Genomic DNA, 21,674 nt, shown 5'->3' on the forward strand with positions numbered 1-21,674 from the left:
GGGCCCCGGCCGTCACGCGTCCCGGTGCCCGCCGGGCAGCATCTCCTGCACCTTCGCCTTGAACCCCTGCTTCAGCACGCCCGCCGAGTCGCTGTCGCCCTTGAGGATCGAGGTGGCCGCCGCCTCTATCTGGTCAAGGGTGGCGTGCGGCGGGATCGGCGGCACCGCCGGGTCCGTACGGAAGTCGAGCACGAACGGGCGGTCGCTGGCCAGCGCCTGCCGCCACGCGCCCTCCACGTCGCCCGGCTTCTCCACCCGTGCGCCGCCCAGGCCGATCGAGCGCGCGAAGTCCGCGTACGCCACGTCGGGCAGCGCCTGCGAGGGCAGGAACTGCGGGGCTCCGGACATCGCGCGCATCTCCCAGGTGACCTGGTTGAGGTCCTGGTTGTTCAGGACGGCCACGATGAGCTGCGGGTTCTCCCACTCCTTCCAGTACTTGGCGGCGGTGATCAGCTCGGCCATGCCGTTCATCTGCATCGCCCCGTCCCCGACGAGCGCGATCGCGGGGCGCCCGGGGTGCGCGAACTTCGCCCCGATGACGTACGGGACGCCCGGGCCCATCGTGGCGAGCGTCCCCGACAGCGAGCCGCGCATCCCGCCGCGCAGCCGCAGGTGGCGCGCGTACCAGTTCGCGGCGGAGCCGGAGTCCGCGGCGAGGATGACGTCGTCGGGCAGGAGGGCGTCGAGGGTGTGGACGACGTACTCCGGGTTGATCGGGTCGGCCTCGACCGCGGCGCGCCGCTCCATCACCTCCCACCAGCGGGCGGTGTCCTTCTCGATCTTCTTGCGCCACTTGCCGTGGGGCTTCTTGCGCAGGTGCGGCAGCAGCCGGGTCAGCGTGGCGTGGGCATCGCCGACGAGGTTGAGCTCGAAGGGGTAGCGCAGCCCGATCATGTGCGGGTCGATGTCGATCTGCACCGCCCGCGCCTGCCCGAACTCGGGCAGGAACTGGCTGTAGGGGAAGCTGGAGCCGATGACCAGGAGCGTGTCGCATCCCTGCATCAGCTCGTACGAGGGCCGGGTGCCGAGCAGGCCGATGGACCCGGTGACGTAGGGGAGGTCGTCGGGCAGGGCGTCCTTGCCCAGCAGCGCCTTGGCGACGCCCGCGCCAAGCAGCTCGGCGAGCTGTTCCACCTCGGCGCGGGCGCCGCGCGCCCCCTGGCCGATGAGCACGGCGACCTTCTCGCCCGCGTTCAGGATCTCCGCGGCCTTGAGCAGGTCCTCCTCGGCGGGGACCGGCGCGTAGGAGGCCATGCCGAGGCTGGAGGGGACCATCTTGAAGGCGTGCGTGGGCGGCGAGTAGTCGAGCTCCTGCACGTCGGCGGGGACGATGATCGCGGTGACGGTGCGGCGCGCGTAGGCGGTGCGGAAGGCGCGGTCGATGACGCCGGGAAGCTGCTCGGGGACGGTGACCATCTCGCAGAAGTCGGAGGCCACGTCCTTGTAGAGGCTCAGCAGGTCGACCTCCTGCTGGTACGAGCCGCCCATGGCGCTGCGGTTGGTCTGCCCGACGATGGCGACGACCGGGACGTGGTCGAGCTTGGCGTCGTAGAGACCGTTGAGGAGGTGGATGGCGCCGGGCCCCGAGGTGGCCGCGCAGACGCCCGCCCGGCCGGAGAACTTGGCGTAGCCGACCGCTTCGAAGGCGGCCATCTCCTCGTGGCGGGCCTGGATGAACTCGGGCTTGTTGTCGGCGCGTCCCCAGGCGGCGAGGAGGCCGTTGATGCCGTCGCCCGCGTAGGCGAAGACATGCTCGACCTCCCATTCGCGCAGGCGCTCGAGGATGTGGTCGGAGACCTTCTGCGTCACAGGAGAGAGTCCTTTCGTGCTGTGTTGCCTTTGTCGCGCCGGTCTGATGTGCCCCGGGTTACCGTCATTCGTGCGCGCATGCGCCGGCCGGCGAGGCCGTGCGGGGCGGCGGGAGATCCGTCACCGCCAGCGCCGTGCCGCGCAGACTGCCGAACCACAGCCGTCCTGCGTCGCAGTGCGCGCTGGTCGCCATGGAGAAGCCCCGGGGGCGCCGTCGCACGTCGTGGACGACGCGCCCGTCCGGGTCGAGGCCGAGCGCCCGCACCGAGGGGCGCGGGCCCGGCAGCAGCCCGGCGGGCAGGGCCGCCAGCCTCCGGCGCACGGCCGCCGGGCCGCGGTGCAGCAGATCGACCAGCGGATCGCGGGGCCCGGCGATCGCGGCCCAGATCAGGCCGTCGTCCGCGACGGTGAGGTTGTCGGGGAAGCCGGGCAGCGCGTCGGCCAGGACGTCGCGCCGCCCGGCCCGCTCGCCGCCGAGCCGGACCCGCACCAGGCGGTACGCGCCCGACTCGGCGACCACCGCGCACGACTCGTCGGCGGTGAGGACCACGCCGTTGGCGAACTGGAGCCCGTCGAGCAGGACGTCCACCGAACCGTCGGGCGCGAGGCGGATCAGCCGGCCCGTACCGACGTGCTCCAGCAGGTCGCGCTTCCAGTCCCGCAGGCCGTACCGGGCACTGGAGTCGGTCACGTACACCGTCCCGTCCCGGGCCTCGGCCACATTGCTGCACAGGCCGAACGGGACGCCGCCGGCCGCGGTGAGCAGGACGCGCACCGCGCGCGTGGAGAGGTCGACGGAGAGCAGCCCGCGCTCGGCGTCGCAGACGAGCAGCGTGCCGTCGGAGCGCACGGTCATGCCCATCGGACGGCCACCGGTACGCGCCACCTCCCGCACCCGGCCGGTGGCGGGATCGACGTGCAGGACACGCCCGTCGGCCACCCCGGTCAGAAGGCCGCCCCGGCCGTCGCCCGTGACGTGCTCGGGCCCCTCCCCGCCGAGCGGCAGCAGCCGCGGCGGGACGGTGGCGCCGCTACCGCGCGTCATCGGCGTCCCTGTCCCGCCGGGCCCGCACGCAGCGGATCATCTCCTCCGCGTAGGGGAGGGCGACGCACACGCCCACTCCGGCGGCGATCGCGGCGAGGTAGCCGGCCGACAGCGGGCGCTCCTTGGGCACGAGCTTCCAGTCGTCGGGGCGGCCGCCGCCCCGCACGGTCTCCCGGAGCTGGTCCCAGTGCAGACACGTGGTGAAGGCGGCGGCCGTCAGCGGCAGCACCTCGAGGAAGCTGTGGATGTGCTGCTCGACGGGGCGCACCTCGCGCTTGTCGGTGGCCAGCGACACGTCCCACAGGGCCGTCGCGCCGTGGGCGAGCGCCGCGCCGCCCATGAGGGAGAGCACCAGCGGGTTGATCTTGGCGGTGAGCCCCGCGACGACGGGCACGCCCGCCTCGGTCATCATCAGGGCGTGCACCGCCGACTCCCGCAGGCCGCTGGTGTGCTCGATGTCCGTGCGGCGGTGCATCACCCAGTCGGCGACGGCCGGGACGAACCACAGCGGCAGGACGCCGTACATCAGGAACCTGCGGCTGGCGTTCTCCACGTCGTCCGCCCCGCGCGGTACGCGCAGGGCGGGACCGGAGCGCCACCGCTGCCAGCGGGTGAGCGTCGAACGGCGGATACGCATGACGTCCTCTCCTCGGTCGGACCGCGTCACCGGCGCGTGGCGTCCCGCAGGCGCGGCAGGATCTCGGCGCGGTAGAAGTCGAAGAAGCCCTGCTGGTCGGGGCCTATCTGATTGACGTAGACCTCGTCGAAGCCGGCGTCGGCGTACTCCTTCACCGCGCTGAGGTGCGCGTCCCTGTCGTCGCCGCAGACGACGGCGTCGGCCACCATCTCCTCGGTGACCAGGCCGGACGCCTGCTCGAAGTGGGCGGGCGTCGGCAGGACCTGGGGGAGCTCGCCGGGGAGCTGCTCGTTGGGCCACAGCCGGTGCACGGTTTTCACGGCCTGTGCCCGGTCCGTGCCCCAGCACACCTTGAGCCCGCCGATCACCGGGTTCTGGCCGCCGCCCGCCCGCCGGAACTGGCCCACGAGGTCCGCGTCGGGGGTCATCGTCACGAAGCCGTCGCCGATCCGGCCGGCGAGCGCGGCGGCCTGCGGGCCGAACCCGGACACGTAGAGCGGGGGCGGGTTGTCGGGCCGGGTGTACAGCCGCGCGTTCTGCACCGTGTAGTGCACCCCGCGATGGGTGACCTGCTCGCCGGTGAAGAGCCGGCGCATCACGTGCACGGCCTCCTCCAGCATCTCCATGCGCCGCGGGGCCTCGGGCCAGGCGTCGCCGAGTATGTGCTCGTTGAGGGCCTCACCGGTGCCGATGCCGAACCGGAAGCGGCCCTCGGTCAGCACGGCCGACGTGGCGGCGGCCTGTGCGTTGAGGGCGGGGTGCATCCGCACGGTCGGACAGGTGACCAGAGTCGTCACGGGCAGCGAGGTCACCTGGGAGAGAGCGCCGATCATCGACCAGACGAAGGAGCTCTGGCCCTGTTCGTCGTTCCAGGGGTGGAAGTGGTCGGATATCGCCAGTGCCTCGAACCCGGCCTGCTCGGCGGCCCTGGCCTGGGAGAGCAGCTCGGCAGGGGTGAATTCCTCCGAGGAGAGGAAGTAGCCGTACGTGGTCATGCGTCGCCTCCGGGAAGTGATCGCGGGGTCATGGGTCTCGGTGGCGGCGAGTACCCGCCGGACGCCGTCGGACGCGCCCGCTGTTTCCTCCTGGGTACCTGCTACGCCGCGGTGCCGCCAGGCGAGGAACTGTCCGTGATCGCCCGCGCGGTCAGCGTCCTGCGCCGACCCGCCCCCGAGGCCCCGGGTCAGGCGGAGCGCGAAGCCCGCTTGGCCGCCTTCTTCGCGGGCTGCTTCGCCGTCTTGCCGGCCGTGGACCGTGCCGCCGTGGCCTTCTGGTCCGCCGGCTTCTTCGTGGCCTTCTTGGCGGCCTTCTTCTTCGGCATCTCGTGCACGGTCGCGTGCTCTTCGCGGGCGGCGGACCGGGAGCCGGAGGAGCGGGACTTCTTGGCCTCCTGCACGGACTGCTCCAGAGCCGACATGAGGTCCAGGACCCGCCCGGACGGCGCCTCCTCGGGCTCGGGCGCGGGGGGCTTCTTGCCGTCGACCTTGGCGTGGATGACCTCTTCCAGAGCCGCGGTGTAGCGGTCGGCGGCCCACTCGGCGTCCTCCAGGGGCTCCTCGCGGGTCATCGAATCGACCAGCGACAGCGCCTCGTCGACCTCCGCGTCGGTGATGTCGACCGTGGCGGGGGCGAGCTCCCCGGGGGAACGGATCTCGTCGGGCCACTTCAGGGCGTGCAGGGCGATCACGTCCTCCTTCACCCTGAGCAGCCCGAGGCGCTCCCGGCCGTGCCAGGCGAACTTGGCGACGGCGGCCTTCGCGTTGCGCTCCAGGGCCTTGCGCAGCAGGACGTACGGTTTCGTGGCGGCCTGCCCGCCGGCCTCCAGGTAGTAGCCCTCGCCGATCTGGATCGGATCGATGGTCTCGTACGGCACGAAGGCGACGATCTCGATCGCCTTCGCGGTCGGCAGCGGTATCTCGCGCAGCTCTTCGTCGGAGACGGCGACGACCTGCCCCGGGGCGACCTCGTACCCCTTGCCGATCTCGTCCTGGCCGACCTCACGGTCCTCGAGCTCGCACACCTTGCGGCTGCGGACCCGCCCCATGTCGTCCAGGTGGTACTGGTGGAAGCGGATGCTGTGGTCCTCGGTGGCTGTCATGACCCGGATCGGGATGGTGACGAGCCCGAACGAGATGGCGCCGGTCCACACGGGGCGGGGCATGACGAACCTCCCTGGTCGGCCCGAGGACGCCAGCCTAGGCAGCGGGCGGGCGCCCGGCACGTCGGGAGACCTCCGCATGCGCCGCGCACACCCCGCGCGTAGCGTGATCGGTGCCCCACCGTTTGTCCCCGAGGACGGCGGGCAGGCGGATGTGCGTACTTGAGACCACAAGCGCTACGACGTCGGACGCGGCGCCGACGAGGCCTACGCGCTCCCCACGGCCACCGGTGGCCCGCCCCGCCACCTCCGCGACCACACCTGGGACGTGCGGGCCTCTCCCTCCGCTTCGAGGACATGACCCGGGCCCGCGTCGCCGAGGGCATCGGCATCTCGCAGAGGAACGTCTCCCCGGTCCGCGCCTACGCCGTCCAGCCCCCCGGCACCAGCAGGCCGCTTGACCGACGACAGAAGGGAGCCACTCGTGAGCGAGAAGGACGGACTGCGCACCTACCGCGGGAAGCGTCACTTCGACCGGACGGCCGAGCCGAGCGGCGAGCACGAGACGGCGAGGAGCGACGCACCGTCCCCGTCGGACGAGCCCGTGTTCGTGGTGCAGATCCACGACGCCAGCTCCATGCACTTCGACTTCCGCCTCGAGGTCGACGGCGTGCTCAAGTCCTGGTCGGTCCCGAAAGGCCCCTCCACCGACCCGCACGACAAACGGCTCGCCATCCCGACCGAGGACCACCCCATGTCGTACCGGGAGTTCGAGGGGGTGATCCCGCGGGGCGAGTACGGCGGGGGCACCGTCATCGTCTGGGACCAAGGCACGTACCGGCCGACCAGCCACGACAAACGGGGCAGGCCGGTGCCGTTCGCCGAGGCACTGGAGAACGGGCACGTCACCTTCGAGATGCACGGCGAGAAGCTGCGCGGGCGGTACGCGCTCACGCGGTTTCACGGCCGCGAGGAGCAGAGCGGCGGCACGGCGAAGAAGCCGACTTGGCTGCTGGTCAGGACCGAGGGGCCCGGCGCCCGGAGCGGCTCCGGCGGCACCCCCGACCCGCGGCGGGCCCGTTCCGCACGCACCGGCCGCACCCTGCGCCAGGTCGCCGAGTCACCCGACGCGCCCACCTGGGAGCCGAAGGGCGGGGAGCGGAAGTGACCGGCCTGCTCGACACGCTGCCGCCCGGCCTCGACAGCCACACCCGGGAGGCGGCACCGGGCGTGGAACTCGCCGCCTCCCCGATGCTCGCGACGCTCAGCTCCCGCCGCGACTTCCCCACGGGCTGGATCTTCGAGCGGAAACTGGACGGCATCCGGGTGCTCGCCGTGCGGGAGCGCGGCGAGGTGACCCTCCGCTCCCGTTCGGGCCGGCGGCTCGACGCCACGTACCCGGAGATCGTCGAGGCCCTCGCCGCACAGGACTGCGCGGACTTCACCGTCGACGGCGAGATCGTCGCCTACCAGCACGGACGCACGGACTTCTCCCTGCTCCAGCAGCGCATGGGGCTCACCCGCCGCGCCGACGTCGAGGCGAGCAAGGTCACCGTCACCTATTACGTCTTCGACCTGCTGCGCCTCGACGGCGTCGACGTGCGGCGGCTGCCGCTGCGCAACCGCAAGTCGCTGCTGCGCCGCGCTCTGACCTTCCAGGCCCCGCTGCGCCTGAGCACCCACCGCAACCAGGGCGGGCCCGACCTGCTCGCCGACGCGTGCCGGCGCGGATGGGAGGGGCTCATCGCCAAACGGGCGGACAGTACGTACCAGGCGCGCCGCTCGGACGACTGGCTCAAGCTCAAGTGCAGCCGGGGCCAGGAGTTCGTGGTCGGCGGCTTCACCGAGCCCGCCGGCAGCCGCGAGGGGCTCGGCGCCCTGCTCATCGGTTACCACGAGGACGGGGCGCTGCGGTACGCGGGCAAGGTCGGCACCGGGTTCGACCGGCGCACGCTGCTCGATCTGCGGCAGCGGCTCGACGAACTCCAGGCGGCCGATTCGCCGTTCGCCGGGCGGATCGCACAACGGGCCGCCCACTGGGTACGGCCCCGGCTCGTGGTGCAGATCGACTTCGCGGAGTGGACGCGGGACGGCATGCTGCGCCACCCCCGCTACCAGGGGTTGCGGGACGACAAGAAACCGGCCGACGTCGTGAGGGAGCGCGCCACGCCATGACCGACCAGAAGAACGTGATGCGGGAACTGCTCCGCGAACACGGCCTGACCTACGCCGCGGAGGCGGGCATCGGCCTCAAGGACACCCCGCAGCCGCTGTACCGGACGCTGGTCCTCGCGAGCCTGCTCAGCGCGCGGATCCGCGCCTCCGTCGCGGTGGCGTCGGCCCGGGCGCTGTACGACGCGGGGCTGCGCGACCCCCGGCACATGGCCGACGCCACCTGGCAGCGGCGCGTCGACGCACTGGGCGAAGGCGGCTACCGGCGCTACGACGAGCGCACCGCGACCCATCTCGGCGACGGCGCCCGGCTGGTGCTCGACGAGTGGCACGGAGACCTGCGGACGGTCCGGGAGCGGGCCGACGGCGACGAGGGCGCCCTGCGTGACCTGCTGCGCCGGGTGCCGGGGCTCGGCCCGACCGGCGTCGACATCTTCCTGCGCGAGGTGCAGGACGTCTGGCCCGAGTACGCGCCGTTCCTTGACGCCAAGACGCTGCAGGGAGCCGAACGCCTGGGACTGCCCAAGGACCCAGCGGCGCTGACCCGCCTCGCGGGCGACACCCCGCGCGCGCAGGTGGCGGCGGCGCTGGTGCGCGCCGCGCTCGACAAGGACGTGGTGGAGGACTGCCTGGCCCGGGCGCGGGCCGCCTGAGTACGGCGGTCCCGCGCCGGGTGACCGAGGTCACCGCGGTGTTCAGGCCGATCTTGGAATGTGCGTGTCCCCCCACACTGCTGCATGCTTGTGGGCTTGCCCCTTCTCAAGGTGGCGCCGGGCAATGGGGCTCGGGACCCCTGTCCATGGACCGCTGTTCTTCGAAAGGTCTCCTGCACCATGCCGCTGGCCCTCCTGGCCCTGGCTGTTGTCGCGTTCGGCATCGGCACGACCGAGTTCGCCACGATGGGGTTGCTGCCCCAGATCGCCGACGGGGTCGGCGTCTCCGTGCCGCACGCCGGCAACCTCGTCTCGGCCTACGCGCTCGGCGTCGTCGTCGGCGCTCCCGTGCTGACCGGCATCGGCGCGCGCGTCCCGCACAAGCGGCTGCTGCTGCTTCTGTCCGGCCTCTTCGTGGTCGGCAACGTCGCGTCCGCGCTCGCCCCCTCCTTCGGCCTGCTCTTCGCCGCCCGCTTCCTGGCGGGCCTGCCGCACGGAGCGCTGTTCGGCGTGGGCGCCGTCGTCGCCTCCCGCCTCGTCGCCCCCGAGCGGGCCGCACGCGCCGTGTCGAAGATGTTCCTCGGGCTCACCGTCGCGAACATCGTCGGCGTACCGGCCGGCACGGCACTCGGGCAGCATCTGGGCTGGCGCGCCGCCTACTGGGGAGTCGCCGTCATCGGCGTCGTCGCGCTCGGGGCGCTGGCCCTCCTCGTTCCGTACCAGCCGCGCGGCCGCCAGTCCGGCATCCGGCACGAGCTGCGCGCGATGGGCAACAAGCAGGTCGTCATCGGCCTCGCCACCGCCGTCGTCGGCTTCGGCGGTTTCTTCGCCGTCTACAGCTACCTGGTACCGATGCTGACGAACGTGACGGGCATCTCCGACACCTCGACCACACTGGTCCTCGCGCTCTACGGCGTCGGTATGACCCTCGGCACGCTGGTCGCGGGACCGCTCACGGACCGTGCCCTGCGGCCCACGCTGTACGCGGGCCTCGCCCTGCTCGTCGTCGCGCTGCTGACCTTCTACTTCACCGTTCACAGCACCGTGCCCGCGCTGATCACCATCACCTTCATCGGCGCGATGGGCTCCCTCATCACCACGCCCGTGCAGATGCTGCTCATGGCCAAGGCGGAGAAGGCTCCGACCATGGCGGCGGCCTCCAACCACTCCGCCTTCAACCTCGCCAACGCGGGCGGCGCCTGGCTCGGCGGCCTGGCCATCTCGGCGGGCTGGGGCTGGACCTCGCCCAACCTCGTCGGCGCGGCACTCGCCGTGGCGGGCCTCGGCCTCGCCTTCACCGGGGGCCTCATGGACCGGGGCACCCGGCGCTCCGAGGTGGTCACCTCCTTCCGCCCGGACCTCGCCGAACAGGCCGGGCAGGCCGACCGGATCGACTCGGCGCCCTGAGCCCGGCGGCCCGCCGCTGCCGGGGGCCCGCAGACCGAAGCCGTCTGCCCCGCCTCGTCCGAGGCGGGGCAGACGGCTTTCCGCGTCACCGCTGGGCGACGTACGAGAAGACTCCGATGACCGCGCCGACACCGCCCGCGCACGCGCCGAGGCAGCGCGCCTTGAGCCGGGCGTAGCGCTCTCCGTACTCCCCGCGCAGTTCTCGTGCCCGGTCCGCGAGCTGGGCGAGCGCGGCCGTGTGGAACGTCAGGCGTTCCTCGGTGAAGACCCGCTCGACCTCCTCCCGCTGCGCCGTGGTGAGCCAGGGGAGCCGCCGGGTGAAGTCCTGTGCCTGCGCGTGCGTCTCGGCCACCTTGGACGTCCACAGCAGATAGCCCTCCATCTGCCGCAGACCCGACTCGACGTCCTGCTCCGTGCTCTCCGTGCTCATGAAGAAGCGGCCTCGTGCGTGTTCTGCTGCTGGTCGAGGGCGGCGACGCCGGGGTGGTGCAGATCGAACGCGGGGGACTCGGAGCGGATCCGCGGCAGGGTGACGAAGTTGTGCCGCGGCGGCGGGCAGGACGTCGCCCACTCCAGCGAACGGCCGTAACCCCACGGGTCGTCAACCATGATCGGCCGGCCGTACTTGGCGGTCTTCCAGACGTTGTAGAGGAACGGCAGGAGGGATAGGCCGAGCAGGAAGGACGAGATCGAGGAGATGGTGTTGAGGGCGGTGAAGCCGTCGGCCCCGAGGTAGTCCGCGTACCGCCGGGGCATGCCCTCGACACCGAGCCAATGCTGGACGAGGAACGTGCCGTGGAAACCGGTGAACAGCGTCCAGAAGGTGATCTTGCCGAGGCGCTCGTCGAGCATCTTGCCGGTGAACTTGGGCCACCAGAAGTGGAACCCGGAGAACATCGCGAACACCACGGTCCCGAAGACGACGTAGTGGAAGTGAGCCACCACGAAGTACGAGTCGGAGATGTGGAAGTCCAGCGGCGGGGCCGCGAGGATCACGCCGGTCAGGCCGCCGAAGAGGAAGGTCACGAGGAAGCCGACCGCCCAGAGCATCGGTGTCTCGAAGGACAGCGACCCCTTCCACATCGTGCCGATCCAGTTGAAGAACTTCACCCCTGTCGGTACGGCGATCAGGAACGTCATGAAGGAGAAGAACGGCAGCAGCACACCGCCGGTGACATACATGTGGTGCGCCCACACGGTCACCGAGAGACCGGCGATGGCGATGGTGGCGCCCACCAGGCCGGAGTAGCCGAAGATCGGCTTGCGGCTGAAGACCGGGATGACCTCGGAGACGATGCCGAAGAACGGCAGCGCGATGATGTACACCTCCGGATGGCCGAAGAACCAGAACAGGTGCTGCCACAGCAGCGCCCCGCCGTTCGCGCCCTCGAAGACGTGCGCCCCGAACTTGCGGTCCGCCTCCAGAGCCAGCAGTGCGGCGGCGAGGACCGGGAAGGCGAGCAGGACGAGGACGGCCGTCAGCAGCACGTTCCACGTGAAGATCGGCATACGGAACATGGTCATGCCCGGGGCGCGCATGCAGACGATGGTGGTGATGAAGTTGACGGAGCCCAGGATCGTGCCGAACCCCTGGAACGCCAGGCCCATGACCCACATGTCACCACCGACACCGGGGGAGTGCACCGCGTCGGACAGCGGGCTGTAGGCGAACCAGCCGAAGTCCGCGGCCCCCTGCGGGGTGAGGAAGCCGGCGACGGCGATCAGCGAGCCGAACAGGTACATCCAGTAGGCGAGCATGTTCAGCCGTGGGAACGCGACGTCGGGGGCGCCGATCTGCAGCGGCATGATCCAGTTCGCGAAACCGATGAAGAGCGGTGTGGCGAACATCAGCAGCATGACCGTGCCGTGCATGGTGAACGCCTGGTTGAACTGCTCGTTCGAGATCAACTGCGTGCCGGGGCGGGCCAGTTCCGCGCGCATGAAGAGCGCCATCACGCCGCCGATGAGGAAGAACGCGAACGACGTCGACAGATACATCGTCCCGATCGTCTTGTGGTCGGTGGTGCTCAGCCACTGCACCACGATCGCACCGGGGCGCCGTGCGTGGGCGCTCTCCGAACCGGGTGTGTCGGGCGCGGCCTCAGCGCTCTCCAAGGACGTCATCAGGTGGGGCTCTCTTCGTCGGTGCTGTCGAGGGACGCGACCACGACTAGTCCACCCGCGCCGGTGCGCCCGGCACCACGCGCGCCCGCGCGTGCGCGATTCCCCCGAATGCAGCAACCGGCCGCCACCGGGCAGGGCTCCGGCGGTCGTCCCGCCGACGCGGGCCCGGCGGTCAGCCCGCCACGACCACCGCGAGGCCGGCCAGGATCAGCGCACAGGCCACCCCGATCATCGCGTACCGGAACGATCCGCCAGGTCGCGGAAACGATTCCGCGTCATCGAGGCAGCAATCGAGGCAGCAACCGCACAGGCCGCGGTGGGTGAGGTCGTAGGTCTCCATGGCGTGCGCAACGAGGGGTACGCGGAACGCGCCACGCCCCCGTCAATCCCCGGCCGCCACAATCATGCATCCGGTTCGAATCCGGCGCGATCACGTTTGGAGGTCGTGGCGTCGGATGTGCGCGAGCGAGCAGGCGCTTCCCGCCGCATCGGCGGAACATGGGGGAGAGCAGAAGTGGGCCGAGCAGACGGGAGTGCCACAGGTGGGTGCGGGGCGCGAGCACGGCCGTTCTGAGGAGTACGCCGCCGAGGTGCGCCAGGTCGAGGCCCTCAACCGACTGGAGGGCCCGACGGCCGACGGCTCCGGCGGGGCGCCCGAGCGCGTACGCCACCGGGGCGCCGATCTGCTGGTGACCGGACACGCTCTGGCGCGCACGGAATCCCTCGGCGAAGCGCTCGCCCTGATCTCCCGGCTCGCCGACCCCGCCCTGCCGCTCTGCGGTCAGGCCGTCTTCCGGGCGGACCGCGAACTCCTGCACTGCGTCGGCCACTTCGGCTTCCAGAGCTGCGAGCAGGAAACCGTCCGGATGCCCCTGGACGCCGACTACCCCGGCGCGCAGGTGGCCAGGACAGGACGCCCCGTCTTCCTCGCCTCCCCGCAGGAGTACCGGGCCCGCTACCCCTCCACCTGGGAGCTCGCCGACCGCGAGGGGCACAAGGCCTGGGTCTTCCTGCCGCTGACCACCTACGGGCAGCTCACCAGCGTATGGATGACCGCCTTCGACGCGCCGTTGGCGATGACCGACAGCGTGCGCGCCCTGCTGGTGACCATCGCCCGCCTGCTCAGCCAGAGCATCGAGCACACCTACACCGGCCAGGCGGACCGGGCCCTCTCCCAGAGCCTGCGCAGCAGCATGGGCGGCACCGGCCCGGGCGTCGACGGACTCACGACCGCCGCCCGGTACCTGCCCACCGGGGGAGGGCTCATGGTCGGCGGCGACTGGTTCGACTGCCTCCCCCTGCCCAACGGCTGCCTCGGCCTGGTCATCGGCGACGTCCAGGGCCACGACATGCACGCCGCGGGACTGATGTCCCAGTTGCGCACCGCCATCCACGCCTACGCGGCCGAGGGACACGGCCCCGACGCCGTCCTGGTCCGCGCCTCCCACTTCCTGGCCGCGCTGGACGAGGACCGCTTCGCCACCTGCATCTACATCGAGGCCGACCCCGCCACCGGCACCCTGCGCATCGCCCGGGCCGGACACCCGCACCCCGTGCTGCGCCTGCCGGACGGCACCTGCCTGCTCAAGCACCTGAGCGGCGGCCTGCCCCTCGGCCTCGACCTCACGGAGGACAACTACCCGGTCAACGTCCTCACCCTGCGGGAGAACGAGGTCCTCATGCTGTGCACCGACGGCCTGATCGAGACCGGCGGCCACGACATGTACTCCGGCTGGCTCCGCGTACGCAACGCGCTCTCGCCGGGCACCCCCGAGGACCTGGACGGGATGGCGGACCGGCTGCTGAACGCGGTCGTGGCTCCCGGGACCGGGCAGGCCAAGGAGCAGCCCGTCTCCCTCACGGAGGACGACATCGCCCTGCTCCTGTTGCGCCGCGACCCCTCCGCGAACCACTCGGGGCTGCCCGGCCGGCGCCTGCACCTCACGCTCGAACAGGATCAGGCGCAGGCCCTGCGCGACGCGCGGACCGAGTTCCAGGGCCTGCTCCATGACTGGGCCCGCCCCGAACAGGTCGACACCGCGGTCCTCCTCGCCTCCGAGCTCCTCGGCAACGTCCTGGTCCACACCGAACACGCCGCCGTCCTGCGCGCGGAAGTCAGCGGCGAGCCCGGCCGGCGGCGGCTGCGCGTGGAGGTCACCGACCGGAGCGACGACGTCCCGCACCGGCGCGCCCCCGGCGAACTCTCCTCGTCAGGACGCGGCCTCGTCCTCCTCGACCTGCTGGCGCACCAGTGGAACGTACGCCCTGAGCCGGAGGGCAAGACGGTGTGGTTCGCACTCGACGAGGACGGCCCGGAAGAGCCCTGAGCGCCTCCGTGGCAGAGCAGACGAAAAGGGGGCCCGGCTGCTGCCGGGCCCCTTCGTTTCGTAGCGGGGACAGGATTTGAACCTGCGACCTCTGGGTTATGAGCCCAGCGAGCTACCGAGCTGCTCCACCCCGCGTCGGTAGTTCCACTCTACACGGACGTGAAGGCCCCGCCGCCGCGGTCGGTCAGGTTCGGCTCTTCAGGGCCATCGTCACCTGCTTGGTGGCGGTGGGGAACAGCCGCGGGGTGGGGCCGGAGCCGAGGGAGGCGCTGATGACGGCGTCGGTGTGGGCGGCGGTGGCCGGTCCGGCGTTGCGGGTGGTGTCGACGGTCGTCCTGTGCAAGGCGTTGTCACACACGGGGGTGACCGAGGCGCTGTAGATGCCGCCGTCGGAGGTGTCGGCGAGGGCGACGTCCAGGGAGTCGGTGCCCATGAGCGACTCGCACCGGTAGCGGACGGTCACCTCGACGTGGTCGCTCGTCACGGTCGCCGAGAGGATGTCGAGACGGTCCTCCGCGGCGGCGGTTCCTGTGGTCAGTACGGCGGCGGCCGCGGCGAGGGCGAGGACGGCCACCGGATGGACGAGACCTCTACGGATGCGGGACATGAATCCTCCGGGCAGGTGCGATGGAGTCCGGACCGGGCGGCCTCGGCGGGTTCGAGTCTGTGGTGCCTTCCGGAAGCGCGCAAAAGGTTGGCTTGTCAGCTGATATGCGCCCGTTGCCCGCCGAGTGGGGGAATTCCGCCGAGCGCGCCGGAGGCGACCGCACCGGTATCTGTGCTGCTCAGAGGGGTGGAACGGACCTCTCGGACCGTAGCGCCATTACGGAGCGTGATGTCAGCGGATGCGGAGGGTTGGCGGAGGCGGCAATGTCGGTCGCGGCGGAAAGGTGGCCCGTTCCGCCGAGCTCTGGCGATGGTGCCGGGGTTTGCCCAGGGCCCGCGAACGAACCCTGAAAGGACCGCATCAGATGCGCAAGATTGCCAAGTACGTCGCTGTCGGTGCCCTCGTCACCCCCCTCGTCATCGGCAGCGCCGGCCTCGCGTCGGCCCACGACGGCCCGGGCCGCGACGGCCACGGCTACGTCGATGGCCCCGGCTACGGCAAGGCTCAGAACTCCGCGAACGCCGGTGGTGGCCAGACGGCCGCCACGTTCAGCGGTTTCACCCCGGACGGCAAGGCCTACTTCGTGACCACGGTGAAGAAGGCCGGCCCCACGGGTGCCGCCGGCAGCACGACGGGCTCGCACTCCTGACGCGGTCCACGCTGCGGCTCGGTCGCTGAACCGAGCCGAGCTGTGTGCCCCGAAGCCATCGGCTTCGGGGCACACGCCTGTGCGGGGAGAGGTAGGTCGGTCAGGAGTGCGAACGCGTCGTGGACCAGTGGAAGCTGCCGGGCCCGCCGACCGTCAGCACGGACCGCTCGAAGTACGCGCCCCCGGCGGCGTCGAAGCCGGAGGAAGTATCGCTGTAGACGATGCGGCCGTCGGTGAACTCGACCGACTCCTGGCCCCACGACGGGCCCTCGGAGACGGCCGGGGCCGGCACCGTGGGCGCCGGCCCTTCGTTCGCGGGGAGACCCGCCGCGGCGGCGATGCCCGAGGAGGCCAGGCAGAGCCCGGCGGCCAGGGCGAGAGTCAGGATGGTCGGACGGAGTGGACGACGTGTCAGCGACGAGATCGGCATGGCACGACACTGACCGCCGCCCCTTCGCCAGGAGGGCGACGCACCGCGACGATGCGGCACTCGCCACCCGTAGGTGTCATCTCCTGGCTGCGGTCGGGCTAGTGGGCCCCGACGGCAGCGGCCGGCAGGGGAGCGGCGGGCGCGGTCGCGCCGGACGTCGTGGTCTTCGGAGCGGTGGACGCCGGTGGCACGGCCGCGGCGGACGGCGCCGCCGCGGCCGGGGTGGTGGTGGCGGACGACGGGGGAGTCCGGGAAGCGCCCGCGATGTTCGTGGTGGCCTTGCCCGGAGCGAACAGCGCGTTGCCCGCGAAGGAGGCGGTCGCCGAGGTCGTCTCGTGCGCCGTGACGTTGAACGTGCAGCTGAAGCGGCCCTCGCGGGTGGTGGTGGTGTGGCACTTCTGCGAGGCGGTCCGGTCGTCGCCGCTGATCTGCACGGAGACCGCCAGCCGCGACAGGGGGAAGAGCATCGTGGCGCCCTCCACCAGGCGTCCCTTCACCTGCAGGGTCGCGGCGGAGCCGGCAGAGACCTCCTGCGCGCTCAGCTCGCTGACGACCGTGGCCGTGCGCGTGCTGGTCGAGGTCGTGGAGGCGGTGGGGGGTCGGGGGTCGGTGTCGGCGCAGGCGGTCGAGGCGGCCACGCCGATGGCCAGCGGCGCGACGGCCACGAGCAACAGTCGTCTGCGGATATGCATCACACAGCACTCCCGTAGTAATAGGAAAGACGAATGATCTTCTTGTGAGGTTTATGCCACCCGGGGGTCGGTGGATAACAGGACGGCCGCGCGCCGCCGGGGAAGCGGCCCTCTCCGTCCTCGGATGGGCCAATCCGGCGCGGGGCCGGAGCGCAGGTGGCGGAGCCGTACGTCCGATCGGTGCTCCGCGTCCATCAATATCTGAGACCGCCGGATGAGGGTTTGGCGAGGCTTGCGGTGAGGATTTTTACCGCGCCAAGAAGGGCGGTATTTCTGGCCGCATGTCGACCCTTCGGCCGTGCTACTGTCGATCTCAGTTGCAGTTGTGGTTCCCGAACTTCAGGTGCCCCTGACCGGCCTCGCCGGGCAGGAGCACTCTTGTATTTCCGGTCATTTCCGGGCGGGGTAATCATCGCGGCGACACGGGGTCCGCACAGTGTGGACCCCGATGTACTGCCCCTAAGGAGATATGACATGGCTACAGGTACCGTGAAGTGGTTCAACGCTGAAAAGGGCTTCGGATTCATCGAGCAGGACGGTGGCGGCGCCGACGTCTTCGCCCACTACTCGAACATTTCCGCCCAGGGCTTCCGTGAGCTGCTCGAGGGTCAGAAGGTCTCCTTCGACATCGCGCAGGGCCAGAAGGGCCCGACGGCCGAGAACATCGTTCCGGCCTGACGCTTACGCACACTTGCAGCTGGGGCCCGCATCCTTCGGGGTGCGGGCCCCAGCTGCATGCACTTTCCCCGCAGTGGTTCCACCTGCGGGAAGGCAAGGTTCAGAGGATTTCGCCGCAGCCTCGCTGCCGCGTCCTCGTCCGCGCTTCGGGCGCTCAATTCGCGCCCTTCACCACATAACTGGGTCGTAAGAATTCACCTTCGGCCAGTCTCGCTTTCGCGTTCCATTCGGTCCATGTCTTGTGCTTCTCCGTGCCGCTCTTCGCCGGAGAAATTCCATGATGTGCACCGCATTGAGGAAGGTTCCGCATGAACCGCACACGTACGAACGACCGTTTCGCACGCACCCGCAAGGGCGGCTCCGGCAGTGAAAGGGGCGGCAGCCGCTTCGGGGCGTCCGCTCCGCGCCGTTCGGAGCGGCCGGCCCGCTCCGGCGGTTACGGCCGCAGGCCCGCCGCCCTGCAGGGGGAGTTCGCCGTCCCCGAGATGATCACCCCGGCGCTGCCCGCCGTGGAGGACTTCGGCGCGCTCGACATGCCCGCCCCGTTGCTCGCCGAACTCGGCCGCCAGGGCGTGGCCGTCCCCTTCCCGATCCAGGGGGCGACGCTGCCGAACTCCCTCGCGGGCCGCGATGTGCTCGGCCGCGGTCGCACCGGCTCCGGCAAGACGCTCGCCTTCGGTCTCGCCCTGCTCGCCCGGACCGCCGGACAGCGCGCCGAGCCCCGCCAGCCGCTCGGCCTGATCCTCGTCCCCACCCGCGAGCTCGCCCAGCAGGTGACCGACGCGCTGACCCCGTACGCCCGCTCCCTGCGGCTGCGGCTGGCCACGGTTGTGGGCGGCATGTCGATCGGCAGGCAGGTCGCCGCGCTGCGCGGCGGGGCCGAGATCGTCGTCGCGACCCCGGGCCGGCTCAAGGACCTCATCGACCGTGGCGACTGCCGGCTGAACCAGGTGGGCATCACGGTCCTCGACGAGGCCGACCAGATGGCCGACATGGGCTTCATGCCGCAGGTCACCGCGCTGCTGGACCAGGTGCGCCCGGAGGGGCAGCGGATGCTGTTCTCCGCCACTCTGGACCGCAATGTCGACCTGCTGGTGCGCCGCTACCTGACCGACCCCGTCGTGCATTCCGTCGACCCGTCGGCCGGTGCCGTCACCACGATGGAGCACCACGTTCTGCACGTCCAGGCCGCCGACAAGCACACCGCCACGACCGAGATCGCCGCCCGCGAGGGACGCGTGATCATGTTCCTGGACACCAAGCACGCTGTCGACCGGCTGACCCAGGACCTGCTCAACAGCGGGGTGCGGGCCGCCGCGCTGCACGGTGGGAAGTCGCAGCCCCAGCGCACCCGCACGCTGGCGCAGTTCAAGACGGGGCACGTCACCGTGCTCGTCGCCACGAACGTCGCCGCCCGCGGCATCCACGTCGACAACCTCGACCTGGTCGTCAACGTGGACCCGCCGACCGACCACAAGGACTACCTCCACCGCGGCGGCCGTACCGCCCGCGCCGGCGAGTCCGGCAGCGTCGTCACGCTGGTCACCCCGAACCAGCGCCGCAGCATGACCCGCCTCATGTCGGACGCCGGAATCCGTCCGCAGGTCACGCAGGTCCACTCCGGTGAGCAGGAACTGCACCGCATCACCGGCGCCCAGGCTCCCTCGGGCGTCCCGGTCGTCATCACCACGCCTGCGGCCGAGCGCCCCAAGCGCGGTGCTTCGCGCGGCCGTCGCCGCCCCGCTTCGGCGGCGCGCCGTACGTCGGTGCGACAGTCCACCGTCGACGCGGCGGCGTAGGCAGTACCCCGCGTACCCGGTCCCATCTCTGCAGGAGGCACCTTTGACGTTGGTTCAGACTCATCTTCGCTCGGCGAGCACGGACACCGGGCACCAGACGACGGCCCTCACGACCGACGAGGTCGGGCCGCGCGTCTGGGAGGACATGACGGTCGAAGTGGCCCTGTCCGTCATGGCCGGCGCCCGCGTCGGGCACCTGCTCGTCTGCGACGACGACGGCCGCCGTACCGGCCTGGTCACGCGGGCGCGGCTCGGCGTCGTCCGTGACAGCACCGGCTACACGGACGAGACTCGCCTGCGTGACGTCCCGCTCGCCCTCGCCGGCTGAACCAGCTCGAACTTGCTCCACCCCGTCCGCCCCGCCTCTCACTCCCCTCATGAGGTCTCATGCGCTGTGTCATCGCTCGCTTCCCGTTCGACCTGACCAAGGGTGCCGTCCTGGAGACGATGAAGGGCGTCAGGCCCGAGCCGGTCACCGGTGAGTCCGTGATCATCGGTCGGCGTCACTACCCCGTCAAGCAGGTCGGCCAGGTCATCACGGGCCAGGACCGCCGTGACTTCAGCGTGGGTGAGGTCGTCCGCGCCATGACGCAGCTCGGGTTCACCTGCCGCGCCGCCGCGCCGGTCGTCGTGGCCGAGCCCCCGGCCGCCGCCACCGCGTCGTACCAGCGGGCCGCCGCGATGCTGGGGTCCCCCGCGTCGTTCTGACCGACCGGAAGCGCACAGCAGTGAGGGCCCGACCGGATTCGTCCGGTCGGGCCCTCACTGCTGTGCGGCGGCGTCCTCACGCCTCGTGGAGCGGCCTCAGTGGTCGGAGTAGCTGAAGTCGCCGACGGTCCATGCGTTGACGTCGGAGATCGCGACCCGGTACATCCCGCCCGTCTCGGGGATCCCCATGGTGCCCTGCAGGATGCGTGCGACGTGGAAATGCAGGTGGGTAGGCGTTCCGTCCGCATCGCGCGCCGCAGGCGGCCGCTGGGACTCCAGTGCGGTGAAGGCGACCGAGAAGGGCCTGAGCTGGTCCGAGTCCTTCAGGACCTCCGAGACCCGCTGGCGCCAGACCGCCTCGGGGGCCAGCCGGCCGGTGATGACAGTGCCGCCGGTGACCACGGTGAGAGACATCTGTGTGCTCTGTTCGGACTCGACTGTGGCGGCGAGCACGGTGAGCAGTTCGTCAGGCTTCGACATGGCCGCAGATTCTATTCGGCTTCCGGACCGATGGCCTCCCGCGGTCCCCGTACTTCGCCATCGGCTGTGCTAAATCTATCCTGGCCGAAGTAGACATTGGCCAGTCGGGTCGCTAGTGTTTCTCTCGTAGACAAGGTCACTGAAGACCGGCAGAGACGAACTGCCGGACGCCGTACGTGTAGTTCGCAGGCAGGTTGGCCGCATGGAAGGACGGAGGAAGCAGACGCCATCAGGATCGCCTGGCCCGCCGGATAGTGGGCCGGGTACCGCAGGACCCCGGATTGGACGGTGGTCCTCGGTCAGGCAACCGCGATCCCCGCGAGGCGCCCCGGAACATGGGAGCGACGGCGGAAACAGAAGGCCGGCGACATGAGAAGGCCGGCGGATGGTGTTGAATTTCCTTCGGGGCCCTGGTGCCGTACGGCACCAGGGCCCCTCGACGCGTGTTACCTATCGAGGTGGAATGACAGCAGATACTCCGCTCAGCGGCCGGCTGGACGATGATGACTACCCCGCGTACACGATGGGACGGGCGGCCGAGATGATCGGCGCCACCCCCGGCTTCCTGCGGGCGCTCGGTGACGCCCGTCTGATCACACCCCTGCGTTCGGAGGGCGGACACCGCCGCTACTCCCGTTACCAACTGCGTGTCGCGGCCCGCGCCCGCGAGCTCGTCGACCAGGGGACCCCGGTCGAGGCGGCCTGCCGCATCGTGATCCTCGAGGACCAGCTCGAAGAGGCGCAGCGGCTCAACGAGGAGTACCGCCGGGGTGCGCCGGGACCTCCCGGCGCGACCGGCTGACGGCACGTCTTCTGCCCTTGCCCACGCACGCGTCGAGGGCGGCCCCTGATCCCGGGCCGCCCTCGACGCGTACGTGGTGCGGCCGTGTGGCCGCGACACCGGCGCTGGACTAGTGCTTGCCGATGTCCTTGGTCTTCTCCTTGGCCTGACGCGCGTCGCCCTTCATCTGCTGGGCACGGCCCTCGGCGGTCAGCCGCTCGTTGCCCACGGCGCGTCCGACGGTCTTCTTGGCGGCCCCGGTGGCCTGCTCGGTCTTCGCCTTGGCCTTCTCGTCGGCGGTCATGTCCGCTCACGCTCCCTTGGCATCGACATCATGTGCTGAGGTTCGCCTGGCCGCTCAGCCGTTCGGTAAACATGCATGACCGAAGCGGAAGGGGGCACTTCGCGGTGCGACCGGATGCCCTGCACCTCGTGAAGAAAACGCGATCTTTGTGTGTTTGTAGGGGAAAGTTAAGAGCACATGATGGCCAGGAGGTAATAACAATGGTTCCCCTGCTTCTGGTTCTTCTTCTGGCTCTGATCCTCTTCGGCGCGGGCTTCGCGCTGAAGGCGCTGTG

At 70.9% G+C, this 21,674-nt stretch carries 23 protein-coding genes, 1 tRNA gene and 2 pseudogenes; 12 read left to right on the plus strand and 14 right to left on the minus strand.

The features are described from left to right. Positions 1 to 12: 12 nt before the first annotated feature. From ACZ45E_RS37110 to ku, 5 genes are all read right to left on the minus strand, one after another. Positions 13 to 1,809 carry a thiamine pyrophosphate-requiring protein gene (locus tag ACZ45E_RS37110; RefSeq protein WP_468230141.1) on the minus strand — a complete coding sequence of 599 codons (1,797 nt, stop codon included), beginning with the start codon at positions 1,807 to 1,809 and terminating at the stop codon, positions 13 to 15. A 64-nt stretch (positions 1,810 to 1,873) separates the two neighbouring features. Further along, on the minus strand, positions 1,874 to 2,854 hold the full coding sequence (locus ACZ45E_RS37115) for an SMP-30/gluconolactonase/LRE family protein (protein WP_468230144.1): 981 nt from the start codon (positions 2,852 to 2,854) through the stop codon (positions 1,874 to 1,876). Beyond that, entirely contained in the window at positions 2,841 to 3,491 is a 651-nt protein-coding gene (locus ACZ45E_RS37120) for a diguanylate cyclase (protein WP_468230147.1), read from the minus strand. Before ACZ45E_RS37120 ends, ACZ45E_RS37115 begins: the two co-directional genes overlap by 14 nt. A gap of 26 nt (positions 3,492 to 3,517) precedes the next feature. Next, complete coding sequence (locus ACZ45E_RS37125) at positions 3,518 to 4,486, minus strand: LLM class F420-dependent oxidoreductase (RefSeq protein WP_468230150.1); 969 nt, start codon at positions 4,484 to 4,486, stop codon at positions 3,518 to 3,520. A gap of 188 nt (positions 4,487 to 4,674) precedes the next feature. Beyond that, on the minus strand, positions 4,675 to 5,652 hold the full coding sequence (gene ku / locus ACZ45E_RS37130) for a non-homologous end joining protein Ku (RefSeq protein WP_468230153.1): 978 nt from the start codon (positions 5,650 to 5,652) through the stop codon (positions 4,675 to 4,677). A gap of 421 nt (positions 5,653 to 6,073) precedes the next feature. Between ku and ACZ45E_RS37135 the strand changes: the two genes are divergently transcribed. The 4 genes from ACZ45E_RS37135 (at position 6,074) to ACZ45E_RS37150 (ending at position 9,821) form a co-directional block, all read left to right on the plus strand. Then, positions 6,074 to 6,757, plus strand: a complete 684-nt coding sequence (locus tag ACZ45E_RS37135; RefSeq protein ID WP_468230155.1) for a DNA polymerase ligase N-terminal domain-containing protein — start codon at positions 6,074 to 6,076, stop codon at positions 6,755 to 6,757. Further along, complete coding sequence (ligD, locus tag ACZ45E_RS37140) at positions 6,754 to 7,764, plus strand: non-homologous end-joining DNA ligase (protein ID WP_468230157.1); 1,011 nt, start codon at positions 6,754 to 6,756, stop codon at positions 7,762 to 7,764. The genes ACZ45E_RS37135 and ligD overlap by 4 nt, the downstream gene beginning before the upstream one ends. Then, on the plus strand, positions 7,761 to 8,414 hold the full coding sequence (locus tag ACZ45E_RS37145; RefSeq protein WP_468230159.1) for an endonuclease: 654 nt from the start codon (positions 7,761 to 7,763) through the stop codon (positions 8,412 to 8,414). Before ligD ends, ACZ45E_RS37145 begins: the two co-directional genes overlap by 4 nt. 180 nt (positions 8,415 to 8,594) lie before the next feature. Next, entirely contained in the window at positions 8,595 to 9,821 is a 1,227-nt protein-coding gene (locus tag ACZ45E_RS37150) for an MFS transporter (RefSeq protein ID WP_468230161.1), read from the plus strand. A gap of 85 nt (positions 9,822 to 9,906) precedes the next feature. Here ACZ45E_RS37150 and ACZ45E_RS37155 read toward each other — a convergent pair whose 3' ends face one another. From ACZ45E_RS37155 to ACZ45E_RS37165, 3 genes and pseudogenes are all read right to left on the minus strand, one after another. Beyond that, complete coding sequence (locus tag ACZ45E_RS37155) at positions 9,907 to 10,251, minus strand: hypothetical protein (protein WP_468230164.1); 345 nt, start codon at positions 10,249 to 10,251, stop codon at positions 9,907 to 9,909. After that, positions 10,248 to 11,876: pseudogene (gene ctaD / locus ACZ45E_RS37160) on the minus strand (aa3-type cytochrome oxidase subunit I); the annotation flags it as partial. The pseudogene ctaD and the gene ACZ45E_RS37155, both read right to left, overlap by 4 nt. Before the next feature lie 241 nt (positions 11,877 to 12,117). Next, positions 12,118 to 12,285, minus strand: coding sequence for a hypothetical protein (locus tag ACZ45E_RS37165; protein WP_468230167.1), 168 nt, complete (start codon positions 12,283 to 12,285; stop codon positions 12,118 to 12,120). Positions 12,286 to 12,478: 193 nt separating this feature from the next. Here ACZ45E_RS37165 and ACZ45E_RS37170 point away from each other — a divergent pair, with 193 nt between their 5' ends. Then, the gene (locus ACZ45E_RS37170) at positions 12,479 to 14,272 is read left to right on the plus strand and encodes a SpoIIE family protein phosphatase (protein WP_468230170.1); all 1,794 of its coding nucleotides are present in this window, start codon (positions 12,479 to 12,481) and stop codon (positions 14,270 to 14,272) included. A gap of 61 nt (positions 14,273 to 14,333) precedes the next feature. Here the strand turns inward: ACZ45E_RS37170 and ACZ45E_RS37175 are convergent. Together ACZ45E_RS37175 and ACZ45E_RS37180 are read right to left on the minus strand one after the other, a co-directional pair. Then, positions 14,334 to 14,407: transfer RNA gene (locus tag ACZ45E_RS37175), tRNA-Met, on the minus strand. 49 nt (positions 14,408 to 14,456) lie between these two features. After that, positions 14,457 to 14,879, minus strand: coding sequence for a hypothetical protein (locus ACZ45E_RS37180; protein ID WP_468230173.1), 423 nt, complete (start codon positions 14,877 to 14,879; stop codon positions 14,457 to 14,459). Positions 14,880 to 15,243: 364 nt separating this feature from the next. Here ACZ45E_RS37180 and ACZ45E_RS37185 point away from each other — a divergent pair, with 364 nt between their 5' ends. Then, positions 15,244 to 15,528 carry a hypothetical protein gene (locus ACZ45E_RS37185; RefSeq protein ID WP_468230175.1) on the plus strand — a complete coding sequence of 95 codons (285 nt, stop codon included), beginning with the start codon at positions 15,244 to 15,246 and terminating at the stop codon, positions 15,526 to 15,528. 100 nt (positions 15,529 to 15,628) lie between these two features. On the opposite strand, the gene ACZ45E_RS37190 is transcribed toward ACZ45E_RS37185, so the two are convergent. Further along, the gene (locus ACZ45E_RS37190) at positions 15,629 to 15,958 is read right to left on the minus strand and encodes a hypothetical protein (protein ID WP_468230178.1); all 330 of its coding nucleotides are present in this window, start codon (positions 15,956 to 15,958) and stop codon (positions 15,629 to 15,631) included. A gap of 98 nt (positions 15,959 to 16,056) precedes the next feature. Next, positions 16,057 to 16,650 carry a hypothetical protein gene (locus tag ACZ45E_RS37195; protein ID WP_468230181.1) on the minus strand — a complete coding sequence of 198 codons (594 nt, stop codon included), beginning with the start codon at positions 16,648 to 16,650 and terminating at the stop codon, positions 16,057 to 16,059. 474 nt (positions 16,651 to 17,124) lie between these two features. On the opposite strand from ACZ45E_RS37195, the gene ACZ45E_RS37200 reads away from it, so the two are divergent. The 4 genes from ACZ45E_RS37200 to ACZ45E_RS37215 all read left to right on the plus strand — a co-directional run bounded on the left by ACZ45E_RS37200 (position 17,125) and on the right by ACZ45E_RS37215 (position 19,835). After that, positions 17,125 to 17,328: a cold-shock protein gene (locus tag ACZ45E_RS37200; RefSeq protein ID WP_030730357.1), complete on the plus strand. Its 204-nt coding sequence runs from the start codon at positions 17,125 to 17,127 to the stop codon at positions 17,326 to 17,328. Between the two features lie 308 nt (positions 17,329 to 17,636). Further along, positions 17,637 to 19,127: a DEAD/DEAH box helicase gene (locus ACZ45E_RS37205; RefSeq protein ID WP_468230184.1), complete on the plus strand. Its 1,491-nt coding sequence runs from the start codon at positions 17,637 to 17,639 to the stop codon at positions 19,125 to 19,127. Between the two features lie 43 nt (positions 19,128 to 19,170). Continuing rightward, positions 19,171 to 19,455, plus strand: a complete 285-nt coding sequence (locus ACZ45E_RS37210) for a CBS domain-containing protein (protein WP_468230187.1) — start codon at positions 19,171 to 19,173, stop codon at positions 19,453 to 19,455. Positions 19,456 to 19,514: 59 nt separating this feature from the next. Then, a complete protein-coding gene (locus tag ACZ45E_RS37215; protein WP_468230190.1) occupies positions 19,515 to 19,835 on the plus strand; it encodes an SCO5918 family protein in 321 nt (106 codons plus the stop codon). A 96-nt stretch (positions 19,836 to 19,931) separates the two neighbouring features. Here ACZ45E_RS37215 and ACZ45E_RS37220 read toward each other — a convergent pair whose 3' ends face one another. Then, positions 19,932 to 20,315, minus strand: a complete 384-nt coding sequence (locus tag ACZ45E_RS37220; RefSeq protein WP_468230193.1) for a hypothetical protein — start codon at positions 20,313 to 20,315, stop codon at positions 19,932 to 19,934. A 463-nt stretch (positions 20,316 to 20,778) separates the two neighbouring features. Between ACZ45E_RS37220 and ACZ45E_RS37225 the strand changes: the two genes are divergently transcribed. Beyond that, the gene (locus ACZ45E_RS37225; RefSeq protein WP_468230196.1) at positions 20,779 to 21,117 is read left to right on the plus strand and encodes a MerR family transcriptional regulator; all 339 of its coding nucleotides are present in this window, start codon (positions 20,779 to 20,781) and stop codon (positions 21,115 to 21,117) included. 109 nt (positions 21,118 to 21,226) lie between these two features. Here ACZ45E_RS37225 and ACZ45E_RS37230 read toward each other — a convergent pair whose 3' ends face one another. Continuing rightward, positions 21,227 to 21,400 carry a CsbD family protein gene (locus ACZ45E_RS37230; protein ID WP_468230199.1) on the minus strand — a complete coding sequence of 58 codons (174 nt, stop codon included), beginning with the start codon at positions 21,398 to 21,400 and terminating at the stop codon, positions 21,227 to 21,229. A gap of 200 nt (positions 21,401 to 21,600) precedes the next feature. Here ACZ45E_RS37230 and ACZ45E_RS37235 point away from each other — a divergent pair. Beyond that, positions 21,601 to 21,674 (plus strand): annotated as a pseudogene (locus ACZ45E_RS37235) (hydrophobic protein); the annotation flags it as partial.

This window comes from Streptomyces sp. NPDC030991, from assembly GCF_055571235.1.

What these genes read in the sequence shown, in the direction of transcription:
- ACZ45E_RS37165 (WP_468230167.1), bottom strand. Translation starts at nt 12,285, where the DNA reads ATGGAGACCTACGACCTCACCCACCGCGGCCTGTGCGGTTGCTGCCTC.
- ACZ45E_RS37195 (WP_468230181.1), bottom strand. Translation starts at nt 16,650, where the DNA reads ATGCATATCCGCAGACGACTGTTGCTCGTGGCCGTCGCGCCGCTGGCC.
- ACZ45E_RS37120 (WP_468230147.1), bottom strand. Translation starts at nt 3,491, where the DNA reads ATGCGTATCCGCCGTTCGACGCTCACCCGCTGGCAGCGGTGGCGCTCC.
- ACZ45E_RS37115 (WP_468230144.1), bottom strand. Translation starts at nt 2,854, where the DNA reads ATGACGCGCGGTAGCGGCGCCACCGTCCCGCCGCGGCTGCTGCCGCTC.
- ACZ45E_RS37155 (WP_468230164.1), bottom strand. Translation starts at nt 10,251, where the DNA reads ATGAGCACGGAGAGCACGGAGCAGGACGTCGAGTCGGGTCTGCGGCAG.
- ACZ45E_RS37190 (WP_468230178.1), bottom strand. Translation starts at nt 15,958, where the DNA reads ATGCCGATCTCGTCGCTGACACGTCGTCCACTCCGTCCGACCATCCTG.
- ACZ45E_RS37125 (WP_468230150.1), bottom strand. Translation starts at nt 4,486, where the DNA reads ATGACCACGTACGGCTACTTCCTCTCCTCGGAGGAATTCACCCCTGCC.
- ACZ45E_RS37225 (WP_468230196.1), top strand. Translation starts at nt 20,779, where the DNA reads ATGACAGCAGATACTCCGCTCAGCGGCCGGCTGGACGATGATGACTAC.
- ku (WP_468230153.1), bottom strand. Translation starts at nt 5,652, where the DNA reads ATGCCCCGCCCCGTGTGGACCGGCGCCATCTCGTTCGGGCTCGTCACC.
- ACZ45E_RS37180 (WP_468230173.1), bottom strand. Translation starts at nt 14,879, where the DNA reads ATGTCCCGCATCCGTAGAGGTCTCGTCCATCCGGTGGCCGTCCTCGCC.
- ACZ45E_RS37215 (WP_468230190.1), top strand. Translation starts at nt 19,515, where the DNA reads ATGCGCTGTGTCATCGCTCGCTTCCCGTTCGACCTGACCAAGGGTGCC.
- ACZ45E_RS37185 (WP_468230175.1), top strand. Translation starts at nt 15,244, where the DNA reads ATGCGCAAGATTGCCAAGTACGTCGCTGTCGGTGCCCTCGTCACCCCC.
- ACZ45E_RS37150 (WP_468230161.1), top strand. Translation starts at nt 8,595, where the DNA reads ATGCCGCTGGCCCTCCTGGCCCTGGCTGTTGTCGCGTTCGGCATCGGC.
- ACZ45E_RS37200 (WP_030730357.1), top strand. Translation starts at nt 17,125, where the DNA reads ATGGCTACAGGTACCGTGAAGTGGTTCAACGCTGAAAAGGGCTTCGGA.
- ACZ45E_RS37230 (WP_468230199.1), bottom strand. Translation starts at nt 21,400, where the DNA reads ATGACCGCCGACGAGAAGGCCAAGGCGAAGACCGAGCAGGCCACCGGG.
- ACZ45E_RS37205 (WP_468230184.1), top strand. Translation starts at nt 17,637, where the DNA reads ATGAACCGCACACGTACGAACGACCGTTTCGCACGCACCCGCAAGGGC.
- ACZ45E_RS37220 (WP_468230193.1), bottom strand. Translation starts at nt 20,315, where the DNA reads ATGTCGAAGCCTGACGAACTGCTCACCGTGCTCGCCGCCACAGTCGAG.
- ACZ45E_RS37145 (WP_468230159.1), top strand. Translation starts at nt 7,761, where the DNA reads ATGACCGACCAGAAGAACGTGATGCGGGAACTGCTCCGCGAACACGGC.